Raw genomic sequence first — 17,529 nt, forward strand, 5'->3', positions numbered from 1 at the left:
GACCCCGATGAAGCCGGTATCCGGATCGACCGCGGCGGCATGGCGCAGGTGCTCGCCGCCGCCGAAGCCGATTTCGAGCCGCAGCTTCGACACGTCCACCGGAAACAGCCGCCGAAGGTCGCCTGGAGCCGGCTGATCGAGATCTATCCGGTATTTCTCCAGGCCGGTCGCCAGGGCCGACGCCTGGGCCGGCCGGATCGTCTTGCCATGGCGCCGGCCGAAGAACGCTTCCGTCGACCGTTCGCGGCGCTCGCCCGTCATTGGGTCAGGCTGCGACCGGCTCCTTGACGATAACCGCTTCCTTGAGGGCCTTGACCAGGTCGGTCTTTTCCCAGGAAAACGAGCCATCGCGGCCCGGCTTGCGCCCGAAATGGCCATAGGCGGACGTCTTGGCATAAATCGGCTTGTTTAGGTCAAGATGGCGGCGGATGCCCGAAGGCGACAGGTCCATCACTTCGCGCAGGGCGTTTTCCAGCACGAACGCTTCAACCTTGCCGGTTCCGTGCAGGTCGACATAAACCGACAACGGCTGGGCAACGCCGATGGCATAGGCAAGCTGTATCGTGCAGCGGTCGGCGAGCTTGGCTGCGACCACGTTCTTGGCGAGATAGCGCGCCGCATAGGCTGCCGAGCGATCCACCTTGGTGGTGTCCTTGCCGGAAAACGCGCCGCCGCCATGCGGGGCAGCGCCGCCATAGGTGTCGACGATGATCTTGCGGCCGGTCAGGCCGGCATCGCCATCGGGCCCGCCGATGACGAACTTGCCGGTCGGGTTGATGTACCAGTTGCAATCCTCAGCGACCTTCAGATCGCCCAGCGCCTCACGAATGTATGGTTCGACGACTTGGCGAACCTTTTTGGAATCCCAGCTTCCGTCGAGATGCTGAGTCGACAGCACGATCTGCGTGACTTCCGCCGCCTTGCCGTCCTTGTAGCGCACCGTCACCTGGCTCTTTGCATCGGGACCGAGCTTGCCGACTTCTCCCTTGCCTTCGTGGCGGGCGGTGGCGAGCAATTCCAAGATCTTGTGGGAATAGTAGATCGGCGCCGGCATCAGGTCGGGTGTCTCGGTGCAGGCATAGCCGAACATGATGCCCTGGTCACCTGCGCCCTCTTCACCCTGCTTGTCGGAGGCGTTGTCGACGCCCTGGGCGATATCGGCCGACTGACCGTGCAGCAGCACGTCGATCTTGGCCGTCTTCCAGTGAAAGCCGCTCTGCTCGTAGCCGATGGCGCGGATCGCCTTGCGCGCGGCGGACCTGAACTTCGAGGGATTGATAATCGGAAATTCGTTGGCGTCCTCGAGGACGTTCCCGTCCTTGTCCTGCTTGAGCAGCGAATTTGGGACGCGGACCTCGCCGGCTATGACGACGCGGTTGGTGGTGGCCAGCGTCTCGCAGGCAACGCGGACGTCCCACGGGTCCATGCCCGACTTCTTGGCCTCGCGATAGACCAGATCGACGATCTCGTCGGAAATACGGTCGCAAACCTTGTCGGGATGGCCTTCGGAAACTGATTCCGAGGTGAAAAGATAATTCTGCCGCGTCACGGGTGTCCCCTCTCGAAGTCTTTGATCGGCAGAATGCCGAACCTAGGCGGGACAGGTGTTAGCGAAGCGGCATGCCCGTCGTCAAGACACAGCATGCCTCAATATTCGCATAGGCTTTCGCTTTTGCGCGCTGTTGGGGGCTGCCCGAGACGCCTTCGCAGCGATGTTGCGGCCGGAACCTTCGCGCTTATTCGCCGTCGTCGGCGGCGAGCACCTTGACCAGATCGATGACCTTACGCCGCACCTTCGGATCCTGGATCTTCACGAACGCCCTGTTCAGCTGCAGGCCTTCGGTGCTGCTGCAGAAATCCAGCGTGAAACTCGCCGACTGGTCTTCGGCGAAACCCTTTCCAGCCGTGGCAGGCTGGCCGGGCGCATCCTCGAACAGGAAAGAAACCGGCACGCCAAGTACATTCGAGATCGCCTGCAGGCGACTGGCGCCAACGCGGTTGGTGCCCTTTTCGTATTTCTGGATCTGCTGAAAAGTTATGCCAAGACTTTCACCGAGCTTTTCCTGGCTCATGCCCAGCATGTTTCGACGGAGGCGGATTCTGCTTCCGACGTGAACATCGGTCGGGTTCGGCTTTTTCTTATTTTCCTTATCCATTTCTTCCTCGCCGTCTCCCGGCTCACGAATTTCGAGTCGCTGGCGCCGGGAACTCCCGTTCAGATGACCTTCGACGGGCGGAATGCGACACTTACAGTATGAGTTTCTAATATACGTTCTGTCAATTCGATCGGAGCTTCTGCCTGAGTTTCACCCCAAGCGCCAAGGCCGCGAAACCAAATAATATTCCAATGCCGACAAAGCGGGAGGAGAGGCCGGCCATTGCGTCTCGCGATCGGAACGGGATAGTGGCGTCCATCACTCCCCGGGCGTCGACCGCCAAGGCATCGACGACACGACCGCGCTGGTCGATGACGCCGGAAATCCCGGTATTGGCGGCGCGCACGAGCGGTAGCCCTGTCTCCACGGCACGAACCTGAGCCTGCCGGAAATGCTGATACGGGCCGGGCGTATCGCCAAACCACGCATCATTTGTGACATTCACAATAATATCAGTTGACGCTAGGTCAACTGCCACAAGGTCAGGGAAGATGATTTCGTAACAAATAAATGGAAGTGCGCGGATACCGCCGGGCAATGCTATCGAATGCCTTTTGCTGCCGGAAGTGAAATCCATCGGGCCGGTGACGAGCTTTTCCAGTCCCAGCCTTCCCAGCCAGTCGGCGAAGGGAAGGTATTCTCCGAACGGGACGAGATGCACCTTATCGACGGCATCGACGATCTCGCCGCTATCGTCGATCGCCACGACGGAATTGTAGTAGCGCGTACCTTCCTGGCCGCCGGCGCCTTCGGAACGAACGGCGCCGGCGATCAATATCTGCCCGTCCGACAGCATCTCGCCCAGCGCCGCCAATGCATCCGGCCTGTCGGTGAACAGGAATGGCACCGAAGTTTCGGGCCACAAGATGAATTGCGGCTTTGTATCGCCGTCGGCCGGCGGCGCGCCACTCAAATCGACGATCGATCCGAAGATGCGGTCAGCGACGGCGGCGTCCCATTTTTCCGTCATGGCTATCGAGGGTTGCACGATGCGCACTGCCAGCGTGCGTTCGGGAGGCCCCATCGGCGCGGAAAGCCGGACATAGCCGAAGACGATGTGCGCAGCGACTATCAAAGCGGCCAGAGCGAAGCCCAACCGGGCGCCGCCTCCCCCGGCGAGCAAGGCAGGCATGGAAAAGACGAATACGGCAAGCGCATTCATGCCGATCAGGCCGACCACCGAAACGCTCTGCATGAGCAGAGGCACCGGCATGGCGGCATAGCCGATTGCGGCCCATGGAAAGCCGGTGAACAGGATCATGCGCAGCCATTCGGCGACGCCGAAGCCGAAGGCCAGCGCCGCAATGCGGCCGATATTGTTGCCCCAGAACAGGCGAGCCAGCGCCGCCGCAAATCCGTAGAACAAAGCCATAAGGACGGGAATGCCGACCACTGCCAGCGGCAGCGCCCAGGCGAAAGCCTCGGCCTCGACGAGAAGGGCGTTGCCGATCCACCACAGTCCGCCGAGAAAGTAGCCGAAGCCGAACCACCAGCCGATGGCAAAGGCTGGCGCCAGGCGCCTGAACAGCCCGGCTGGTCCGGAAACGGCTGCCCCGTCCAGCAGCCAGACCAACACCGGGAACGAAATGAAGCCGGCGGCAAAGAAATCGTAGGGCGCCTGGGCGAGCACCGCGAATGCGCCGGCAAGGAACGCTGCCAGGGCCCGACGCCACCCCCACAGCAAGATAATCCGCCCCGCCAGGCGCTCCATGCACAGCCCCTCGTCCCAGAATCACGCAGGCACGTTCTAACAGGACGGGGCTTCTGCTCCAAACCCCGGCGCTTGGAACAACCGACCGGCGTTCCAGGACAGGGCCGCACCGGCCTGGCGCCAAGATATGCCTCCTGACAGCGGGTTGTCAGGAGGCCTATGCGAATGTGCTGCTCAGGGATCGAGACCGCCGCGACAGTGGAATCCTTTTCTGGTCTCCAAACGTCGATAGTTCAGCGCTCATGTCGATTTGGGCCTCGCTCAAACGTCAATAGACGAGAGCCGCGGCCTGGAGCGGCCGCCACAACGGCCGAAGCACAAACGCCCGAAGCGGGCATGGAGTTTTGTCATGACTGCCCTGGCAGCCGAACCACAGGCGACACGACGCGAATGGATCGGCCTCGCGATCATCGCGCTTCCCTGCATGCTATATTCGATGGACTTGACCGTCCTCAACCTCGCCGTGCCGCAACTCAGCGCGGATCTGGCGCCGAGCGCCTCGCAGCTGCTCTGGATCGTCGACATATACGGTTTCATGATCGCCGGGTCGCTGATCACCATGGGCACGCTCGGCGACCGGATCGGCCGACGCCGACTGCTCCTGATAGGCGCCGTCGCCTTCGGCCTCGCCTCGGTGCTCGCCGCCTTCTCCACCAGCGCGGAAATGCTGATCGCGGCGCGGGCGATGCTCGGCGTAGCCGGCGCAACGCTTGCGCCTTCCACGTTGTCCTTGATCCGCAACATGTTCCTCGACCCGCGCCAGCGCACCGTGGCCATCAGCGTCTGGATCACCAGCTTTTCTGTCGGCGGAGCGCTCGGGCCGCTGGTCGGCGGCATCCTGCTCCAGTACTTCTGGTGGGGTTCGGTATTCCTGGTGGCAGTCCCGGTTATGGTTCTGCTCCTGGTACTCGGCCCGGTGCTGCTGCCCGAATATCGCGATCCGGAGGCCGGACGGCTCGATCTCTTAAGCGCCGCGCTGTCGCTGGCGGCAGTGCTGGCCGTGATTTTCGGCCTCAAGCAGGCGGCCGAGAACGGTTTCGGATCGCTGCCGGCTGTATCGATCCTGGCCGGACTGGTCCTCGGGCTCGTATTCCTGCGCCGTCAGCGGAAGCTGGCCGACCCGCTGATCGACCTTGCGCTTTTCCGGAGCCCGGCCTTCAGCACGTCGCTTGGCGTGAACATTTCGGTGTTCTTCGTGTTCTTCGGCTCGTTCCTGTTCATGGCACAGTATCTGCAACTGGTCATCGGCCTGCCGCCGCTGCAGGCGGGTCTTTGGTCGCTGCCGTCGACCATCGGCTTCATCGCCGTCACAATGTCGACGCCGGCGATCCTGCGCAGGGTTCGCCCAGCCTATGTGATGGGCGCCAGTCTTGTCGCCGCGGCCATTGGGTTCGGCGTCATGACGCAGATCGGCGGCGGCAATGGGCTGGCGGTGCTGGTCACTGCATCGATCATATTCTCGATGGGCCTCGCGCCGGTGATCACGCTCGCGACCGACATGATCGTCGGCGCAGCACCGCCCGAAAGGGCGGGCTCGGCGGCCGCGCTTTCGGAGACCGGCTCGGAATTCGGCGGTGCGCTCGGCATCGCGGTGCTCGGCAGCGTCGGCACGGCGATCTACCGGAGCCGCATGGCCGCCGATCTGCCGGGCGGCGTCGAGCCGGAACTGGCCGAGACGGTCAGGGACACGTTGGGCGGTGCGGTGGGAGTTGCCGAAGGCATGGCCGGCCACCTCGCCGGGCCACTGATCGAGGCTGCGCGCGACGCCTTCGTCCAGGGACTGCAGACAACCGCGGCGATCAGCGTCGTTGTTGCGCTGGTAGCAGCGGTTGCAGCGGTGATGATGCTGCGGCATATCGAGGTCGGTGCGGATCACGGCGAGTAGCGCGCGCTAGCACCTCCGGTTCGACAATCTCACCATGACGGCTGTGGCGGCGTCCTGCGGCTCAAAGCAGCCGCTCACCCGGCGGCGTGTCAGGCCTGTTCCGCCCTGACCGCGCGGCGGCGGCGGTCGCTCTTCTGGATGTTGACGATGCGTACGCGCTTGACCCGACGCGGGTCGGCGTCCAGCACGTGGAATTCGAAGCCCGGTATCGCCTGAACCACCTCGCCGCGCACGGGTACCCGGCCGAGCGTGTTGAAGATCATGCCGCCGATCGTGTCTACATATTCGCCATGCTCGCCGGCAGCGAAGTCGTTGCCGATCATCTTGGCGACGTCGTCGATCTCGGCCCTGGCGTCGACGACGAAGACGCCGTCGCCGGTCTCGGTGATCAGCGGCTCGTCCTCGTCATGCTCGTCCTCGATGTCGCCTACGACCATCTCGACGATGTCCTCCAGCGAAACCAGACCGTCAGTGCCGCCATATTCGTCGATGACCAGCGCCATCTGGGTGCGCGAAGCCTGCATGCGGGCCATGAGGTCGGAAGCCAGCATGGAAGGCGGCACGAACAGGACCGTGCGGATCAGGTTCAGTTCGCCGATGGTGCGGGAAAGATCGACATTGGCGAAATCGAGTTGAACCGGGGCGGGCTTCTTCGGCTGCCGGCCTTTCCGGGTGCGCGCAAGCTTGGTGATGTGAGCCAGCACGTCGCGGATGTGGACCATGCCGCGCGGGTCGTCGAGCGTCTCGGCATAGACCGGCATGCGCGAATGGCCGGATTGCTCGAACATTACCATCAATTCGCCGAGCGTGGTTGTGATCTCGACCGCCTCGACATCGGCGCGCGGCACCATGACGTCCTCGACGCGAACTTCGCGCAGCCGCAATATGTTGTGGAGCATGGCCCGCTCGGCGGGCGAGAAGGAAGCCGCGCCGGTTTCTATCTCGGCGAGCGCATCCGTCAGGTCGTCGCGGAGGCTCGATCCGTTGCGCGGCCTGAACAGGCCGGCGAGGCGCGCCAGCAGCGAAGGTCGTTCGGCGGGAGGTTCGGCGACTGCGCCATAGGCCGTACTGGGACTAGGTCCGTCTTCGGCGTTATCTGAGGGCGACTGGGTACCGCCTGCATCATTCCTGGCGGCGGTCTCGGGTATCTCGTTCATCATCGTCCGTCGGTTATCGTTCTCTGTTACGCGTAGGGATCGGGAATGGCAAGCCTCGCGAGCGCCCGGCGCTCCACCGCTTCCATCTCTTCCGCCTCTTCGCCGGTCTCGTGATCATAACCCAGCAGGTGCAGGAGGCCATGGATCAGGAGATGCGTAATATGATGCCGGACCTCCTTGCCTTCCAGTGCCGCCTCGCGGATCACGGTTTCGAAGGCGATCACAATATCGCCGAGCAGCGGCGGAAGAGGCGCGCCGCGTTTCGGCGAAAAGGCTGGAAACGACAGCACGTTGGTCGGCTTGTCCTTGCCGCGCCATTGGGCATTGAGTTGCTGGATATGGGCATCGTCGGAGAAGACGACGCTGAGTTCGGTGCCTTCCTCGGCGATTGCGCCCGTTTCGGCCATGGCCGCGGCGACCGCCTCATGCACCATGACTTCGAGCTCGGCCTCGGGCGCCCAGTCGCCGCCCTCGACCAGCAGATCGATCTCGACCGGAAGCGGCCCCGGCATGCCCCTTCCATTGGATTTTCCGTTCATGACGTCCGGCCGGTCAGTGTTCCGACACGTCGAGGCCGCGGGCGATCTTGCCGTCGCGGTCGTAGGCCTTGACGATCTCGGCGACCAGCGGATGGCGGACGACGTCGGTTTCGTTGAAGCGAACCGTCACCGCGCCAGTGACGCCGTCAAGGATGCGCAGCGCCTCGACAAGGCCGGACTTGGTGTTGGGCGGCAGGTCGATCTGCGTCGGATCGCCTGTCACGATCATGCGCGAATTCTCGCCGAGACGCGTCAGGAACATCTTCATCTGCATCGGCGTGGTATTCTGCGCCTCGTCGAGGATGACGGCGGCATGCGCCAGCGTGCGTCCGCGCATGAAGGCCAGCGGCGCGATTTCGATGACTTCGGCGGCGATCGCCCGCTCGACCTTGTCGGCCGGCATCATGTCGTAGAGCGCGTCGTAGAGCGGCCGCAGATATGGATCGACCTTCTCCTTCATGTCGCCGGGCAAGAACCCGAGGCGCTCCCCCGCCTCGACCGCCGGCCGCGACAGGATGATGCGCTCGACCATGCCGCGTTCGAGCAGCATGGCGGCGTGCGCAACCGCGAGATAGGTCTTGCCGGTACCGGCCGGACCGATGCCGAACACCAGTTCGGCGCGTTCCAGCGCCCGCATGTAGGCGTCCTGATTGAGTGAGCGGGCATAGATGGTGCGCTTGCGCGTCGCGATCTGCGCGGCGGCCATCTTGCCCTTGCGCTCCAGCGTCGGCAGCGTCAGCTGGTCGTCGGCGGCGATGGCCATCCGAACCGCGCCGTCCACATCGGACTGGCCGATGTCGGCCCCCTTCTGCAGGATGCCGTAGAGGTGGTCGAGCGCCCGGCGCGCCTGCTCGGCCACCGAGGAACTGCCCTTGATGGTGACCTGATTGCCGCGCGAATTGATGTCGACGCCGAGTTTCTGCTCAAGCCGCGCGAGATTCTCGTCGAACTGGCCGTAAAGGGCGCTGGCAAGCTTGTTGTTGTCGAAGGTGAGTACGATGTGCGCCATGTCGGAGGCCCCGGAGGGCGGGTTCTTCAGGTCTGCAGTAGCGCTCAACCGTCTCTCCTCATCCGTGCCGGTCAAGCCGGCTGCGCGAACAGGCTGGCTTTTCCAACCCTGATGATTCGCGCCTTTACAATGTCACCGATTTTGCCGGCGGTTTCATCAAGAATAACCGGCTGAAGCCAGGGAGACCGGCCGACGATCTGGCCGGCCTGGCGCCCGGGCTTTTCGATCAGCGCATCGATCGTCCTGCCAACGAGGCTAACGGCGAAACTGCCCTGCTGTTCCATCAACAGCGCTTGCAGGCGCTGCAGCCGCTCGTCCTTCACGTCCTCGGCGATCTGAGCCTTCATTTCCGCGCCCGGAGTGCCGGGCCGCGGCGAATATTTGAACGAGAAAGCCTGGGCGTATCGCACGTCGCGGACGAGCTGCATCGTCGCCTCAAAATCGGCATCCGTCTCGCCGGGAAAGCCGACGATGAAGTCGCCGGACATGGCGATGTCGGGCCGTGCGGCGCGGATGCGGTCGATCAACCTGACGTAGTCGGCCGCTGTATGGCGGCGGTTCATGGCTTTAAGGATGCGGTCCGAGCCCGACTGCACCGGCAGGTGCAGATATGGCATCAGCGCGGGCAGGTCGCGATGGGCGATGATCAACGCATCGTCCATGTCGCGCGGATGGCTGGTCGTGTAGCGAAGCCGCGCCAGGCCCGGTATCTCGGCGAGCCGGAAAAGCAATCGGCCGAGGCCCCATTCCTGGCCGTCGGGGCCTTCTCCATGCCAGGCGTTGACGTTCTGGCCGAGCAGCGTCACCTCGCGCACACCGGCCTCGGCCAGCCTTTCCGCCTCGGCGACGATCTGGGCGACGGGGCGCGAGACCTCCGAGCCGCGCGTATAGGGCACTACGCAGAATGTGCAGAACTTGTCGCAGCCTTCCTGCACGGTGAGGAAGGCGGTGACGCCGCGCTTGATGATCTCGGTGCGCGCCGTATTCGGCAGATGCTCGAACTTGTCCTCGAGCGCGTAGTCGGTCTCGACGATCTTTTCGCCGCCACGGGCCCTTTTCAGCGCTTCCGGCAGCCGGTGATAGGTCTGCGGCCCGATCACCAGATCGACGGCCGGCGCGCGGCGAATGATCTCGCGGCCCTCTGCCTGGGCGACGCAGCCGGCGATGCCTATCAGCATCTCGCGGCCGGTAGCAGCCCGCTCCGCCTTGATCTCGCGTATGCGTCCGAGTTCGGAATAGACCTTTTCGGCGGCCTTCTCGCGTATGTGGCAGGTGTTGAGCAGCACGAGGTCGGCGTCGCCGATCTCGCTCGTCGGGGAATAGCCGTCCGCCGCCAGCGCATCGGTCATGCGCTGGGAATCGTAGACATTCATCTGGCAGCCATAGGTTCTGACAAAAACCTTCTTCGCCGCCGGAGAAGCCGCAACGGCCTCGTCCGACATGCTGTCCGCCGTCGCTTGAGAGATGTCGTTCAAATCCATGCGGGGCTTCTAACGCCTTTCAGTGGCAAAAAACAGACGATTCTGCCCGCATCCTTTCATCGCGGGCTGCGCAGCGCATCCTGCATCATCGCGCCGACGCGCTGCTCGACAAGCTTAGCGGCTGCCTTGCGGCTGGTGCCAGCCGAGAATTCGACCGGTTCGCCGAAGCGGACTTCAACGTCAATCGCGCCCTCGGCGAGCAGCTCGCCGATATGCGGCGCCAGGTCCTGATCGCCCATCCACGCCGCTACGCGACGGTGCTGGCGGCCCATCGGCAGGCCGTGCAGTCGCGTATAGACTATCGCGACCGGCTGGATGAACACATGTTCGACCGTGCCTTCGCCGATCGCCATCGCTGCCGCGCCGAAAAGCGTGCTCTTGAACGGCAGCAGCAGATTGCCATCGCCGGTCGAGCCTTCGGCAAACAGCACCATCACGTCGTTTCGCGCGAGGCGCGCGGCGATCTCGCTGGCCTGCTCGCCGGATTTGCGCTTGCGCTCACGCTCGATGAACACCGTGCGCTGAAGCTTCGACAGCCCACCGATCAGCGGCCAGCCGGCCATCTCGGATTTCGCAATGAAGGACACGTCCACGATGGAGCCGAGCACCATGATGTCGGTCCAGGAAACATGGTTGGAGGCGAGCAGCAGCGGACGCTTTTCCGTCATTGCCCCGCTCACATGAACCCGGAATCCGAGCGCGGCGAGGATCATCCGGTGCCAGATGCGCAGGACCAGGTTTTCGCGGTAGAGCCCCGTCTTCATCGAAAGGAGTTGAAGCGGCACGAGGATGAGAGTCGATACGGCGACAAACAGCAGCGCGACAAAAATGCGGGTCCTGCCGATCATCGCCGCCCCCGCAAAACCCTGCCGGCTAGCGGAGGTCGCGGCGCATGACAAGCGCGCCTCGGTTGGACTGGTAATAGCCCGGCCGCCTGCCGACCTCCCGAAAGCCCATGCGCCGGTAGAGCGCGATCGCACCTATATTGGTCTCGTCGACTTCGAGGAACAGCGCCTCGGCGCGCTGCGCGTGCAGTTCGCGCAGCACCGCGTCGAGCAGTTGCCAGCCCAGCCCTTGGCGGCGGTGCCCGCGCGCGACGGCGACCGTCAGTATCTCACCTTCTCCGGCGACCAGCCGCGCCAGCACGAAGCCGACCGGGTACTCATTGCCATGTCCGATCTCGCGCGCCGCATAGCCGAAAACCGTGTCCTGCTCGAGCAGCGCCTCGAATTCGACGTCGGACCAGGGACGCACGAAGTCCTCCTGGTGGAGGTGGGCGATTGCCGCACTGTCGGCGACGGTCAGCGGGTCCAGCGAATATTCCCGGCGGCGCGGCGTGATGAAGGGTATGCGCATTGGCTAACTGCCGCTCCTCGGCAAGATAAAGCCCGCCTGCGGCTTGGCGTCCGGCTCGCGCAGATAGACGGGCGCCGGCTTGTCGTCTGCGCCCTTCTTTGCCGCAACGCGCGCATAGATCGCGATGTCGGCGGTGGCGCCGAGCGGCCCGGTGTCGAACGCATGCGACGGAACTGCATCCGCGATCAACTTCGCAGCCGTGCCTGCGAGTACTGGTGAGAATTCCGTCGCCAATTCCGCCGCCTGAGACAAGGTCATCACGGCGGGAGCATACAGCGTCCCTCCCAATCCATCGTAAACGGCGGCCTGGATTTCACCGCGCCCGCCGTCGAGCGCGCTAAGCACGTTGCGTGTGCCGAATTTATCCCGCGCCTCCGCCGCCAGCGCTTCCAGCGTGGTGACGCCGATTGCCGGGATTTTCAGCGCCAGCGCGAAGCCGCGCGCTGCCGAAACGCCAACGCGCACACCGGTGAACGAGCCTGGCCCGACCGAGACGGCAACCGCGCCGAGGTCAGGGAAAGCGCTTCCGGCATTTTTCAGCGCATCGCCAACCATGCTCATCAACTGCTCTGCATGGCCCTTGCCGAGGTCGAGCACCGAGCGGCCGAGTTCCCGGTTCGCCTGCACGTCGTAGACGCAAGCGGCGCACAGGCTTGCCGAGCAATCGATGGCGAGGAGGTTCATGGGGCACCCGCAGATGTGGGTTTTGCTAACGCCGTCATGGTTCTAGTTTATCACAGGCGCATTGAGCGCTGCGATCCAGCCATCACCCCACCCTCTCCATGACCTTCAGTTCCAGCCTGCGCGCGTGCAGCACCGGCTCGGTATAGCCGTTGGGCTGGGCGCGGCCCTTGAAGACGAGGTCGCATGCGGCGCGGAAGGCGATCGAATTGTCGAAATCCGGCGCCATCGGCCGGTAGAGCGGATCGCCCTCGTTCTGGCGGTCGACCACGTCGGCCATGCGCTTCATCGTCTCCATCACTTGCGTCTCCGTGCAGACGCCGTGATGCAGCCAGTTGGCAATGTGCTGAGAGGAAATCCTGAGCGTAGCGCGGTCCTCCATCAGGCCGATATCGTTGATGTCGGGCACCTTCGAGCAGCCGACGCCCTGATCGATCCAGCGCACGACATAGCCGAGGATGCCTTGCGCGTTGTTGTCGAGCTCGTGCTGGATTTCCTCCGGCGTCCAGTTCGGCCGAACGGCGACCGGCACGGAAAGTATATCGTCGAGCTTGGCTTTGGGTCGGTTCTTCAGGCCTTCCTGCACCGCCTGGACGTCGACCTTGTGATAGTGCGTCGCATGCAGCGTGGCGGCCGTCGGCGACGGCACCCATGCCGTATTCGCGCCGGCCTTGGGGTGGGCAATCTTCTCAACCAGCATCGCCGCCATCAGATCGGGCATCGCCCACATGCCCTTGCCGATCTGGGCATGGCCGGAAAGGCCGCATTCAAGCCCGATGTCGACATTCCAGGCTTCGTAGGCAGAAATCCATGCCGCCTGCTTCATGTCGCCCTTGCGGATCATCGGGCCAGCTTCCATCGAGGTGTGGATCTCGTCGCCGGTGCGATCGAGGAAACCGGTGTTGATGAACACGACCCGTTCCTTCGCCGCGCGGATGCACTCCTTGAGGTTGACGGTGGTGCGGCGCTCCTCGTCCATGATGCCCATCTTGAGCGTATTGGGCGCCATGCCGAGGACCGCCTCGACACGCGAAAAAATCTCGACGGCAAAGGCTACTTCCTCCGGCCCATGCATCTTCGGCTTGACGATATAGACCGAGCCGGCGCGGGAATTTTTTCGCCGGCCGTTCGGGCCGACGTCATGCAGCGCGATGAGGCCGGTGATCACCGCATCTATGATGCCTTCCGGAACCTCATTGCCGTCGCGGTCGAGAATCGCCGGGTTGGTCATCAGGTGGCCGACATTGCGGACCAGCATCAGCGACCGGCCGGGCAACGTCAGTTCGCCGCCATCGGGGGCCGTGTAGGTCCGGTCCGGATTGAGCCTGCGGACGAAAGTCTTGCCGCCTTTTTCTATCTCCTCTTCCAGGTCGCCCTTCATCAGGCCGAGCCAGTTGCGATAGGCGAGAACCTTGTCTTCCGCATCGACCGCCGCGACCGAATCCTCGCAGTCCTGGATCGTCGTCAGCGCCGATTCCAGGATCACGTCGGAAATGCCAGCGGGATCGGTCTTGCCGATGGCGCTGGAACGGTCGATGACGATCTCGATATGCAGGCCGTTCTTCTTCAGGAGGATCGCCGAGGGAGCACCTGGCTCACCGCGGTAGCCGGCGAACTGCGCCGGGTCGGCAAGCGCGATCTGCTGCAACTCCTCCTCGCCGTCGCCCACGGAGCGCTGGGCCGGTGTGCCCGCGCCGATAACGAGAGCGCCGTCGGCCACTTCGAGCTTCGCCGCCGCGCTCCATGAGGCGCCATCGAGGGGGGCCACCTCGTCGAGGAAACTGCGCGCCCAGCCAATGACTTTCGCGCCGCGTCCCGGATTGTAGCCCTTGCCCCGTTCGGCGCCGTTCTCCTCCGAAATCGCATCAGTCCCGTAAAGCGCGTCATAAAGCGAGCCCCAGCGGGCATTGGCGGCGTTCAGCGCGTAGCGCGCATTCATTACCGGCACGACCAGTTGCGGCCCGGCAACGACGGCGATTTCCGGATCGACATTTTCTGTCGTCACCTGAAAATCCGGTCCCTCGGGCAGGAGATAGCCGATCTCTTCAAGAAATCGTCTGTAGGCGGCCATGTCGACCGGCGCGCCGTTTTCCCGGTGCCAGAGATCGATGCGCTCCTGGATGTCGTCGCGCTTCTTTAGCAAAGCGCGGTTTTTCGGAGCGAGATCGTGGACGATCGCGGAAAAGCCGGCCCAGAAGGCGGCGGCGTCGACGCCTATTCCGGGCAGCGCCTCGCGCTCCACGAAATCAAGCAGCGGGCGCGCGATCCGCAAACCGGCGATCTCGACCATATCCGTCATCACTTCTTCTCCAAAAAGGCGCTCGGGCATCATGATTTTCGCGCCTTTGACCATGCCGGGCGGAACGGGTCAATTCACCCTAAGTTCCGGATGCGCAGGATAGCGCAAGGACCTAGCCCGTGGACAAATCCGCCGGCCTAGACCGCAATGCGGGGGCGGCCGGTGGCGACGGCGAGAATCTGCGCCTCGATGAACATGCGGTGGCCCTCGACCGTCGAGGTGCGGAACTCGCGAAGCACCTCGATCTCGGCCGTGTCGGTGCCGGCGGCGCGGGCGCGCAAGGCGGCGATCTCGCGCACGTCCGCCTCGGCGACCGCGATCGCCTCGGCCTCGTTCGTAAAATCGCGGACGGTGTCGCCCGACGAAACCCGGAACAGCCCCTCCTTGGGCTGGCTGACGCCCGCCTCGGCCGAGACGCGAACCTGGCCGACCACGGCGCCGAGCGCATTGGCGACGTCGGTGTCGTCCGGCACCACGCATTCATTGCCGACCAGTTGCGGTAGCCCGGCATAATGCAGCGGCGCCGACGCGCCGAGGCCGATCACCGGTCGGTCTAGCGCGACGGTGAGCCGGGCGATGCCTTCATGGCCGTCGACCGAGCGCTGCACCAGCGCGTGCGCGACGGTAGCCGCACCGTCGAGCCCGTCTTCGGCGAAGGCGGTCTCGAGGATCACCTCGGCCGACCAGCGGGTGAGCGCGGCAAGAACGCGCTCCGACAGAGCCTCCGGGCTCGCCGCGATGGGCTGGCCGCGGCCGTCGCGCTTGCGGGCGAAGAGTTCCGCGCCGAGGCGGGCGGCGGCGACGTCCCAATTCGCCTGTTTCCCCAGCGTATGGGCCGCATCGGAGGGCGTGAAGCCGACGACATGCACCAGCCCCCGCGCGACGAGACGGTTGAGAGTGGCATTCTGCGCATTGGAGGTGAGCACGGCGTCGAGCGGCAGGGGCACAGCGCCAATCATCTCGTAAAGCTTGGATTCCGGCCCCGAAAGGCCGGCGGCCAGCCGTTCCGGCACGCCGGTTCGCATGGCAAAGCGGCCGTCCAGGCGGCCGGAATTGGGCGCGCGCAGCTGCCGCTCGAGCTGGCCGGTGACCGCCTCGCCATGCACCATGCCGGCGAGCGCCAGCGGCACGAGGCGGCGGGGGCCGAGCAGGAGGCGCGGCCTGAGCCCGCCATCCTCCAGCGCCACTTCCGAATCGCCGCCGAGGCCGAAGGTGCGCATGGCGACCGCCTCGACCATGGTGCGGAAGCCGCCGACGGTGGCGCCTTCCGGATCGAGGCGCGGCCGGCCCTTGTCCAACACGGCGACGTCGGTGGTGGTGCCGCCGATGTCGGAGACGATGGCATCGTCGAGCCCGGTCATGTGGCGGGCGCCGACGAGGCTGGCGGCGGGGCCGGACAGAATCGTCTCGATCGGCCTCGCGCGCGCGAAGGCGGCGGAGACCAGCGCGCCGTCACCGCGCACGACCATCAATGGGGCCTTTATGTTGCGATCGGAGAGAAAACCTTCGGTGGCGGCGACGAGGCGGTCGATCATCGAGATCAGCCGGGCGTTGAGGAGCGTGGTCAGCGCCCGGCGCGGGCCGCCGAGTTTTGCCGAAAGCTCGTGGCTGGCGGTGACGGGGAGGCCGGTTTTTTCGCGGATGAGATCGCGGGCGGCGATCTCGTGCGCCGGGTTGCGCGTGGCGAAATAGGCGCAGACCGCAAAGCCCGAGACGCCCTTGGCCAGTTCCGGCAGCGCTGCTTCCAGCTCCTCCAGCATCAGCGGCTTGGCGTTGCCGTGGACATCGTGGCCGCCGCCGCAGAACACCACCGGGTCGGTGCCGAGCGCGGCCTTCAGCCCGTCGCGGGCGAGGTCGGCCTCGGAAAAGCCGATCATCACCAGCGCCACGCGCCCGCCCTGCCCCTCGACCAGGGCGTTGGTGGCGAGCGTGGTCGACATCGACACGAGCTTGATCGCCGCCGGGTCGACCTTCGCCTTTTCCAGCACCGCGTCGACCGCGCCGGAAATGCCGACCGCCAGATCGTGGCGGGTGGTCAGCGACTTCGCCTTGGCGAGAACGCTGCCCCGGTCTTCCGCCCCTTTTTGGCCGCCGGCCTCCGACCACAGCACGGCGTCGGTGTAGGTGCCGCCGGTGTCTATGCCCAGGAAGAGGGGGCCGAGGACGGGCGGCGTGGCGGGCGCGGCTTTTCGGGCGTTCATTTCGGGCGGGGCGTTCCGGTCATTCGTCCGCGCCCTTTAGACCATCGCCGCCCGGCAGGCTAGCCGCGCCCGGTGGGCCAGGGGCAGTGCCTCAGCGTCGTCCCTCGACCTTCGTCATCCTCGGGGCTTGACCCGAGGATCCATGCCGTGATGGTTCGGACGACTGAGGCGGCGCAGGATGGGAAGGGGCGCGGGCCTGGACACGGCTTGTTCTGGCCCGCAGGAGCGCTGCCGCAACGGTACGGCATGGATCCTGGGGTCGCGCTCCGCTTCGCTGCGCTTGCCCCAGGATGACGAAAGGAGGGGAGTCGCTCGTCACGACAGGGGCGATACCGGCCGGGGCGCTTTATCTCTCCCCTTGCGGGAGAGAAAGCGATTTCAACATCTTAGCCGGAGCAAAGCGGAGGCTAAGTGTTAGAAATCGCAAGAGAGGGGCAATCTGTTTTCACGCTTCAAAGCCCCTCTCTTGCGTTTTCCAAGCACTTGCTCGGGGACAAGCCCGCTCGCAAATGCAGGAAAACGCTTTCTCCCCCGCAAGGGGGGAGATGGCAGGCGCCTCACCCCGCCGTGTCGAGCCAGATCGTCACCGGCCCGTCATTGACGAGCGAGACCTTCATCTCCGCGCCGAAGATGCCGTTGGCGACCGCGACGCCGTGCGAGGCGATCTCTCGCGAAAAATGCTCGTAGAGGCGCTTGCCCTCGTCGGGCGCGGCGGCGGTGGAGAAGCCGGGACGGTTCCCCTTCGTCTCGGCGGCCAGCGTGAACTGGCTGACGACCAGGCACCCGGCGCCGGTGTCGAGCAGCGAGCGGTTCATGCGGCCGGCGTCATCGCGAAAAATGCGCAGATTGACGACCTTGCGCACCAGCCATTCGGATTCCTTCTCCCCGTCGCCCTGCATGGCGCAGACCAGCACCAGAAAGCCGGGGCCGATCTCGCCAATGGTTTGCCCGTCGATGGCGACGGAAGCGGAGGAGACACGTTGGATGAGCGCGCGCATTTGAGACGGAATAAGAGATCGGCGGGTCGCGGGGAAGCACCTTCCCTTCTCCCCTT

General features: G+C 64.7%; 14 protein-coding genes and 1 pseudogene. 1 reads left to right on the forward strand and 14 read right to left on the reverse strand.

Annotated features, from left to right (window positions below; translation table 11 throughout):
• From MAXJ12_RS02095 to lnt, 4 genes and pseudogenes are all read right to left on the reverse strand, one after another.
• Window positions 1–261: pseudogene (locus MAXJ12_RS02095) on the reverse strand (tRNA (guanosine(46)-N7)-methyltransferase TrmB); the annotation flags it as partial.
• Window positions 262–265: 4 nt separating this feature from the next.
• Window positions 266–1,549, reverse strand: a complete 1,284-nt coding sequence (gene metK, locus MAXJ12_RS02100) for a methionine adenosyltransferase (RefSeq protein WP_008834088.1) — start codon at window positions 1,547–1,549, stop codon at window positions 266–268.
• A 187-nt stretch (window positions 1,550–1,736) separates the two neighbouring features.
• Window positions 1,737–2,156, reverse strand: a complete 420-nt coding sequence (locus MAXJ12_RS02105; RefSeq protein WP_008834089.1) for a helix-turn-helix domain-containing protein — start codon at window positions 2,154–2,156, stop codon at window positions 1,737–1,739.
• 121 nt (window positions 2,157–2,277) lie between these two features.
• Window positions 2,278–3,867, reverse strand: a complete 1,590-nt coding sequence (lnt, locus tag MAXJ12_RS02110; protein WP_008834090.1) for an apolipoprotein N-acyltransferase — start codon at window positions 3,865–3,867, stop codon at window positions 2,278–2,280.
• Window positions 3,868–4,216: 349 nt separating this feature from the next.
• Between lnt and MAXJ12_RS02115 the strand changes: the two genes are divergently transcribed.
• Window positions 4,217–5,752: an MFS transporter gene (locus tag MAXJ12_RS02115; RefSeq protein WP_008834091.1), complete on the forward strand. Its 1,536-nt coding sequence runs from the start codon at window positions 4,217–4,219 to the stop codon at window positions 5,750–5,752.
• Between the two features lie 89 nt (window positions 5,753–5,841).
• Here the strand turns inward: MAXJ12_RS02115 and MAXJ12_RS02120 are convergent, their stop codons facing one another.
• The 10 genes from MAXJ12_RS02120 to dtd all read right to left on the reverse strand — a co-directional run bounded on the left by MAXJ12_RS02120 (window position 5,842) and on the right by dtd (window position 17,473).
• On the reverse strand, window positions 5,842–6,909 hold the full coding sequence (locus MAXJ12_RS02120; protein ID WP_040584640.1) for a hemolysin family protein: 1,068 nt from the start codon (window positions 6,907–6,909) through the stop codon (window positions 5,842–5,844).
• A gap of 26 nt (window positions 6,910–6,935) precedes the next feature.
• Complete coding sequence (ybeY, locus tag MAXJ12_RS02125; protein WP_139043765.1) at window positions 6,936–7,448, reverse strand: rRNA maturation RNase YbeY; 513 nt, start codon at window positions 7,446–7,448, stop codon at window positions 6,936–6,938.
• A gap of 13 nt (window positions 7,449–7,461) precedes the next feature.
• On the reverse strand, window positions 7,462–8,457 hold the full coding sequence (locus tag MAXJ12_RS02130) for a PhoH family protein (RefSeq protein WP_050898773.1): 996 nt from the start codon (window positions 8,455–8,457) through the stop codon (window positions 7,462–7,464).
• Between the two features lie 71 nt (window positions 8,458–8,528).
• Window positions 8,529–9,938: a tRNA (N6-isopentenyl adenosine(37)-C2)-methylthiotransferase MiaB gene (gene miaB, locus MAXJ12_RS02135; protein WP_040584638.1), complete on the reverse strand. Its 1,410-nt coding sequence runs from the start codon at window positions 9,936–9,938 to the stop codon at window positions 8,529–8,531.
• A gap of 56 nt (window positions 9,939–9,994) precedes the next feature.
• On the reverse strand, window positions 9,995–10,786 hold the full coding sequence (olsA, locus tag MAXJ12_RS02140; RefSeq protein WP_008834096.1) for a lyso-ornithine lipid O-acyltransferase: 792 nt from the start codon (window positions 10,784–10,786) through the stop codon (window positions 9,995–9,997).
• Between the two features lie 25 nt (window positions 10,787–10,811).
• Window positions 10,812–11,294 carry a ribosomal protein S18-alanine N-acetyltransferase gene (gene rimI / locus MAXJ12_RS02145; protein ID WP_008834097.1) on the reverse strand — a complete coding sequence of 161 codons (483 nt, stop codon included), beginning with the start codon at window positions 11,292–11,294 and terminating at the stop codon, window positions 10,812–10,814.
• A 3-nt stretch (window positions 11,295–11,297) separates the two neighbouring features.
• The gene (tsaB, locus tag MAXJ12_RS02150; protein ID WP_008834098.1) at window positions 11,298–11,978 is read right to left on the reverse strand and encodes a tRNA (adenosine(37)-N6)-threonylcarbamoyltransferase complex dimerization subunit type 1 TsaB; all 681 of its coding nucleotides are present in this window, start codon (window positions 11,976–11,978) and stop codon (window positions 11,298–11,300) included.
• An 82-nt stretch (window positions 11,979–12,060) separates the two neighbouring features.
• Window positions 12,061–14,274 carry a malate synthase G gene (locus tag MAXJ12_RS02155; RefSeq protein WP_008834099.1) on the reverse strand — a complete coding sequence of 738 codons (2,214 nt, stop codon included), beginning with the start codon at window positions 14,272–14,274 and terminating at the stop codon, window positions 12,061–12,063.
• A gap of 137 nt (window positions 14,275–14,411) precedes the next feature.
• Window positions 14,412–16,475, reverse strand: a complete 2,064-nt coding sequence (locus MAXJ12_RS02160) for a hydantoinase/oxoprolinase N-terminal domain-containing protein (RefSeq protein WP_008834100.1) — start codon at window positions 16,473–16,475, stop codon at window positions 14,412–14,414.
• Window positions 16,476–17,032: 557 nt separating this feature from the next.
• Window positions 17,033–17,473, reverse strand: a complete 441-nt coding sequence (dtd, locus tag MAXJ12_RS02165; RefSeq protein WP_008834101.1) for a D-aminoacyl-tRNA deacylase — start codon at window positions 17,471–17,473, stop codon at window positions 17,033–17,035.
• Between the last annotated feature and the right edge of the window lie 56 nt (window positions 17,474–17,529).

Origin of the sequence: Mesorhizobium alhagi CCNWXJ12-2, from assembly GCF_000236565.1 — a bacterium.
Lineage (GTDB): Bacteria > Pseudomonadota > Alphaproteobacteria > Rhizobiales > Rhizobiaceae > Allomesorhizobium > Allomesorhizobium alhagi.

Coding starts and splice junctions, on each gene's coding strand:
- MAXJ12_RS02105 (WP_008834089.1), bottom strand. CDS start 2,156: ATGGATAAGGAAAATAAGAAAAAGCCGAACCCGACCGATGTTCACGTC.
- lnt (WP_008834090.1), bottom strand. CDS start 3,867: ATGGAGCGCCTGGCGGGGCGGATTATCTTGCTGTGGGGGTGGCGTCGG.
- MAXJ12_RS02115 (WP_008834091.1), top strand. CDS start 4,217: ATGACTGCCCTGGCAGCCGAACCACAGGCGACACGACGCGAATGGATC.
- MAXJ12_RS02120 (WP_040584640.1), bottom strand. CDS start 6,909: ATGAACGAGATACCCGAGACCGCCGCCAGGAATGATGCAGGCGGTACC.
- ybeY (WP_139043765.1), bottom strand. CDS start 7,448: ATGAACGGAAAATCCAATGGAAGGGGCATGCCGGGGCCGCTTCCGGTC.
- MAXJ12_RS02130 (WP_050898773.1), bottom strand. CDS start 8,457: ATGGCGCACATCGTACTCACCTTCGACAACAACAAGCTTGCCAGCGCC.
- miaB (WP_040584638.1), bottom strand. CDS start 9,938: ATGGATTTGAACGACATCTCTCAAGCGACGGCGGACAGCATGTCGGAC.
- olsA (WP_008834096.1), bottom strand. CDS start 10,786: ATGATCGGCAGGACCCGCATTTTTGTCGCGCTGCTGTTTGTCGCCGTA.
- rimI (WP_008834097.1), bottom strand. CDS start 11,294: ATGCGCATACCCTTCATCACGCCGCGCCGCCGGGAATATTCGCTGGAC.
- tsaB (WP_008834098.1), bottom strand. CDS start 11,978: ATGAACCTCCTCGCCATCGATTGCTCGGCAAGCCTGTGCGCCGCTTGC.
- MAXJ12_RS02155 (WP_008834099.1), bottom strand. CDS start 14,274: ATGACGGATATGGTCGAGATCGCCGGTTTGCGGATCGCGCGCCCGCTG.
- MAXJ12_RS02160 (WP_008834100.1), bottom strand. CDS start 16,475: ATGAACGCCCGAAAAGCCGCGCCCGCCACGCCGCCCGTCCTCGGCCCC.
- dtd (WP_008834101.1), bottom strand. CDS start 17,473: ATGCGCGCGCTCATCCAACGTGTCTCCTCCGCTTCCGTCGCCATCGAC.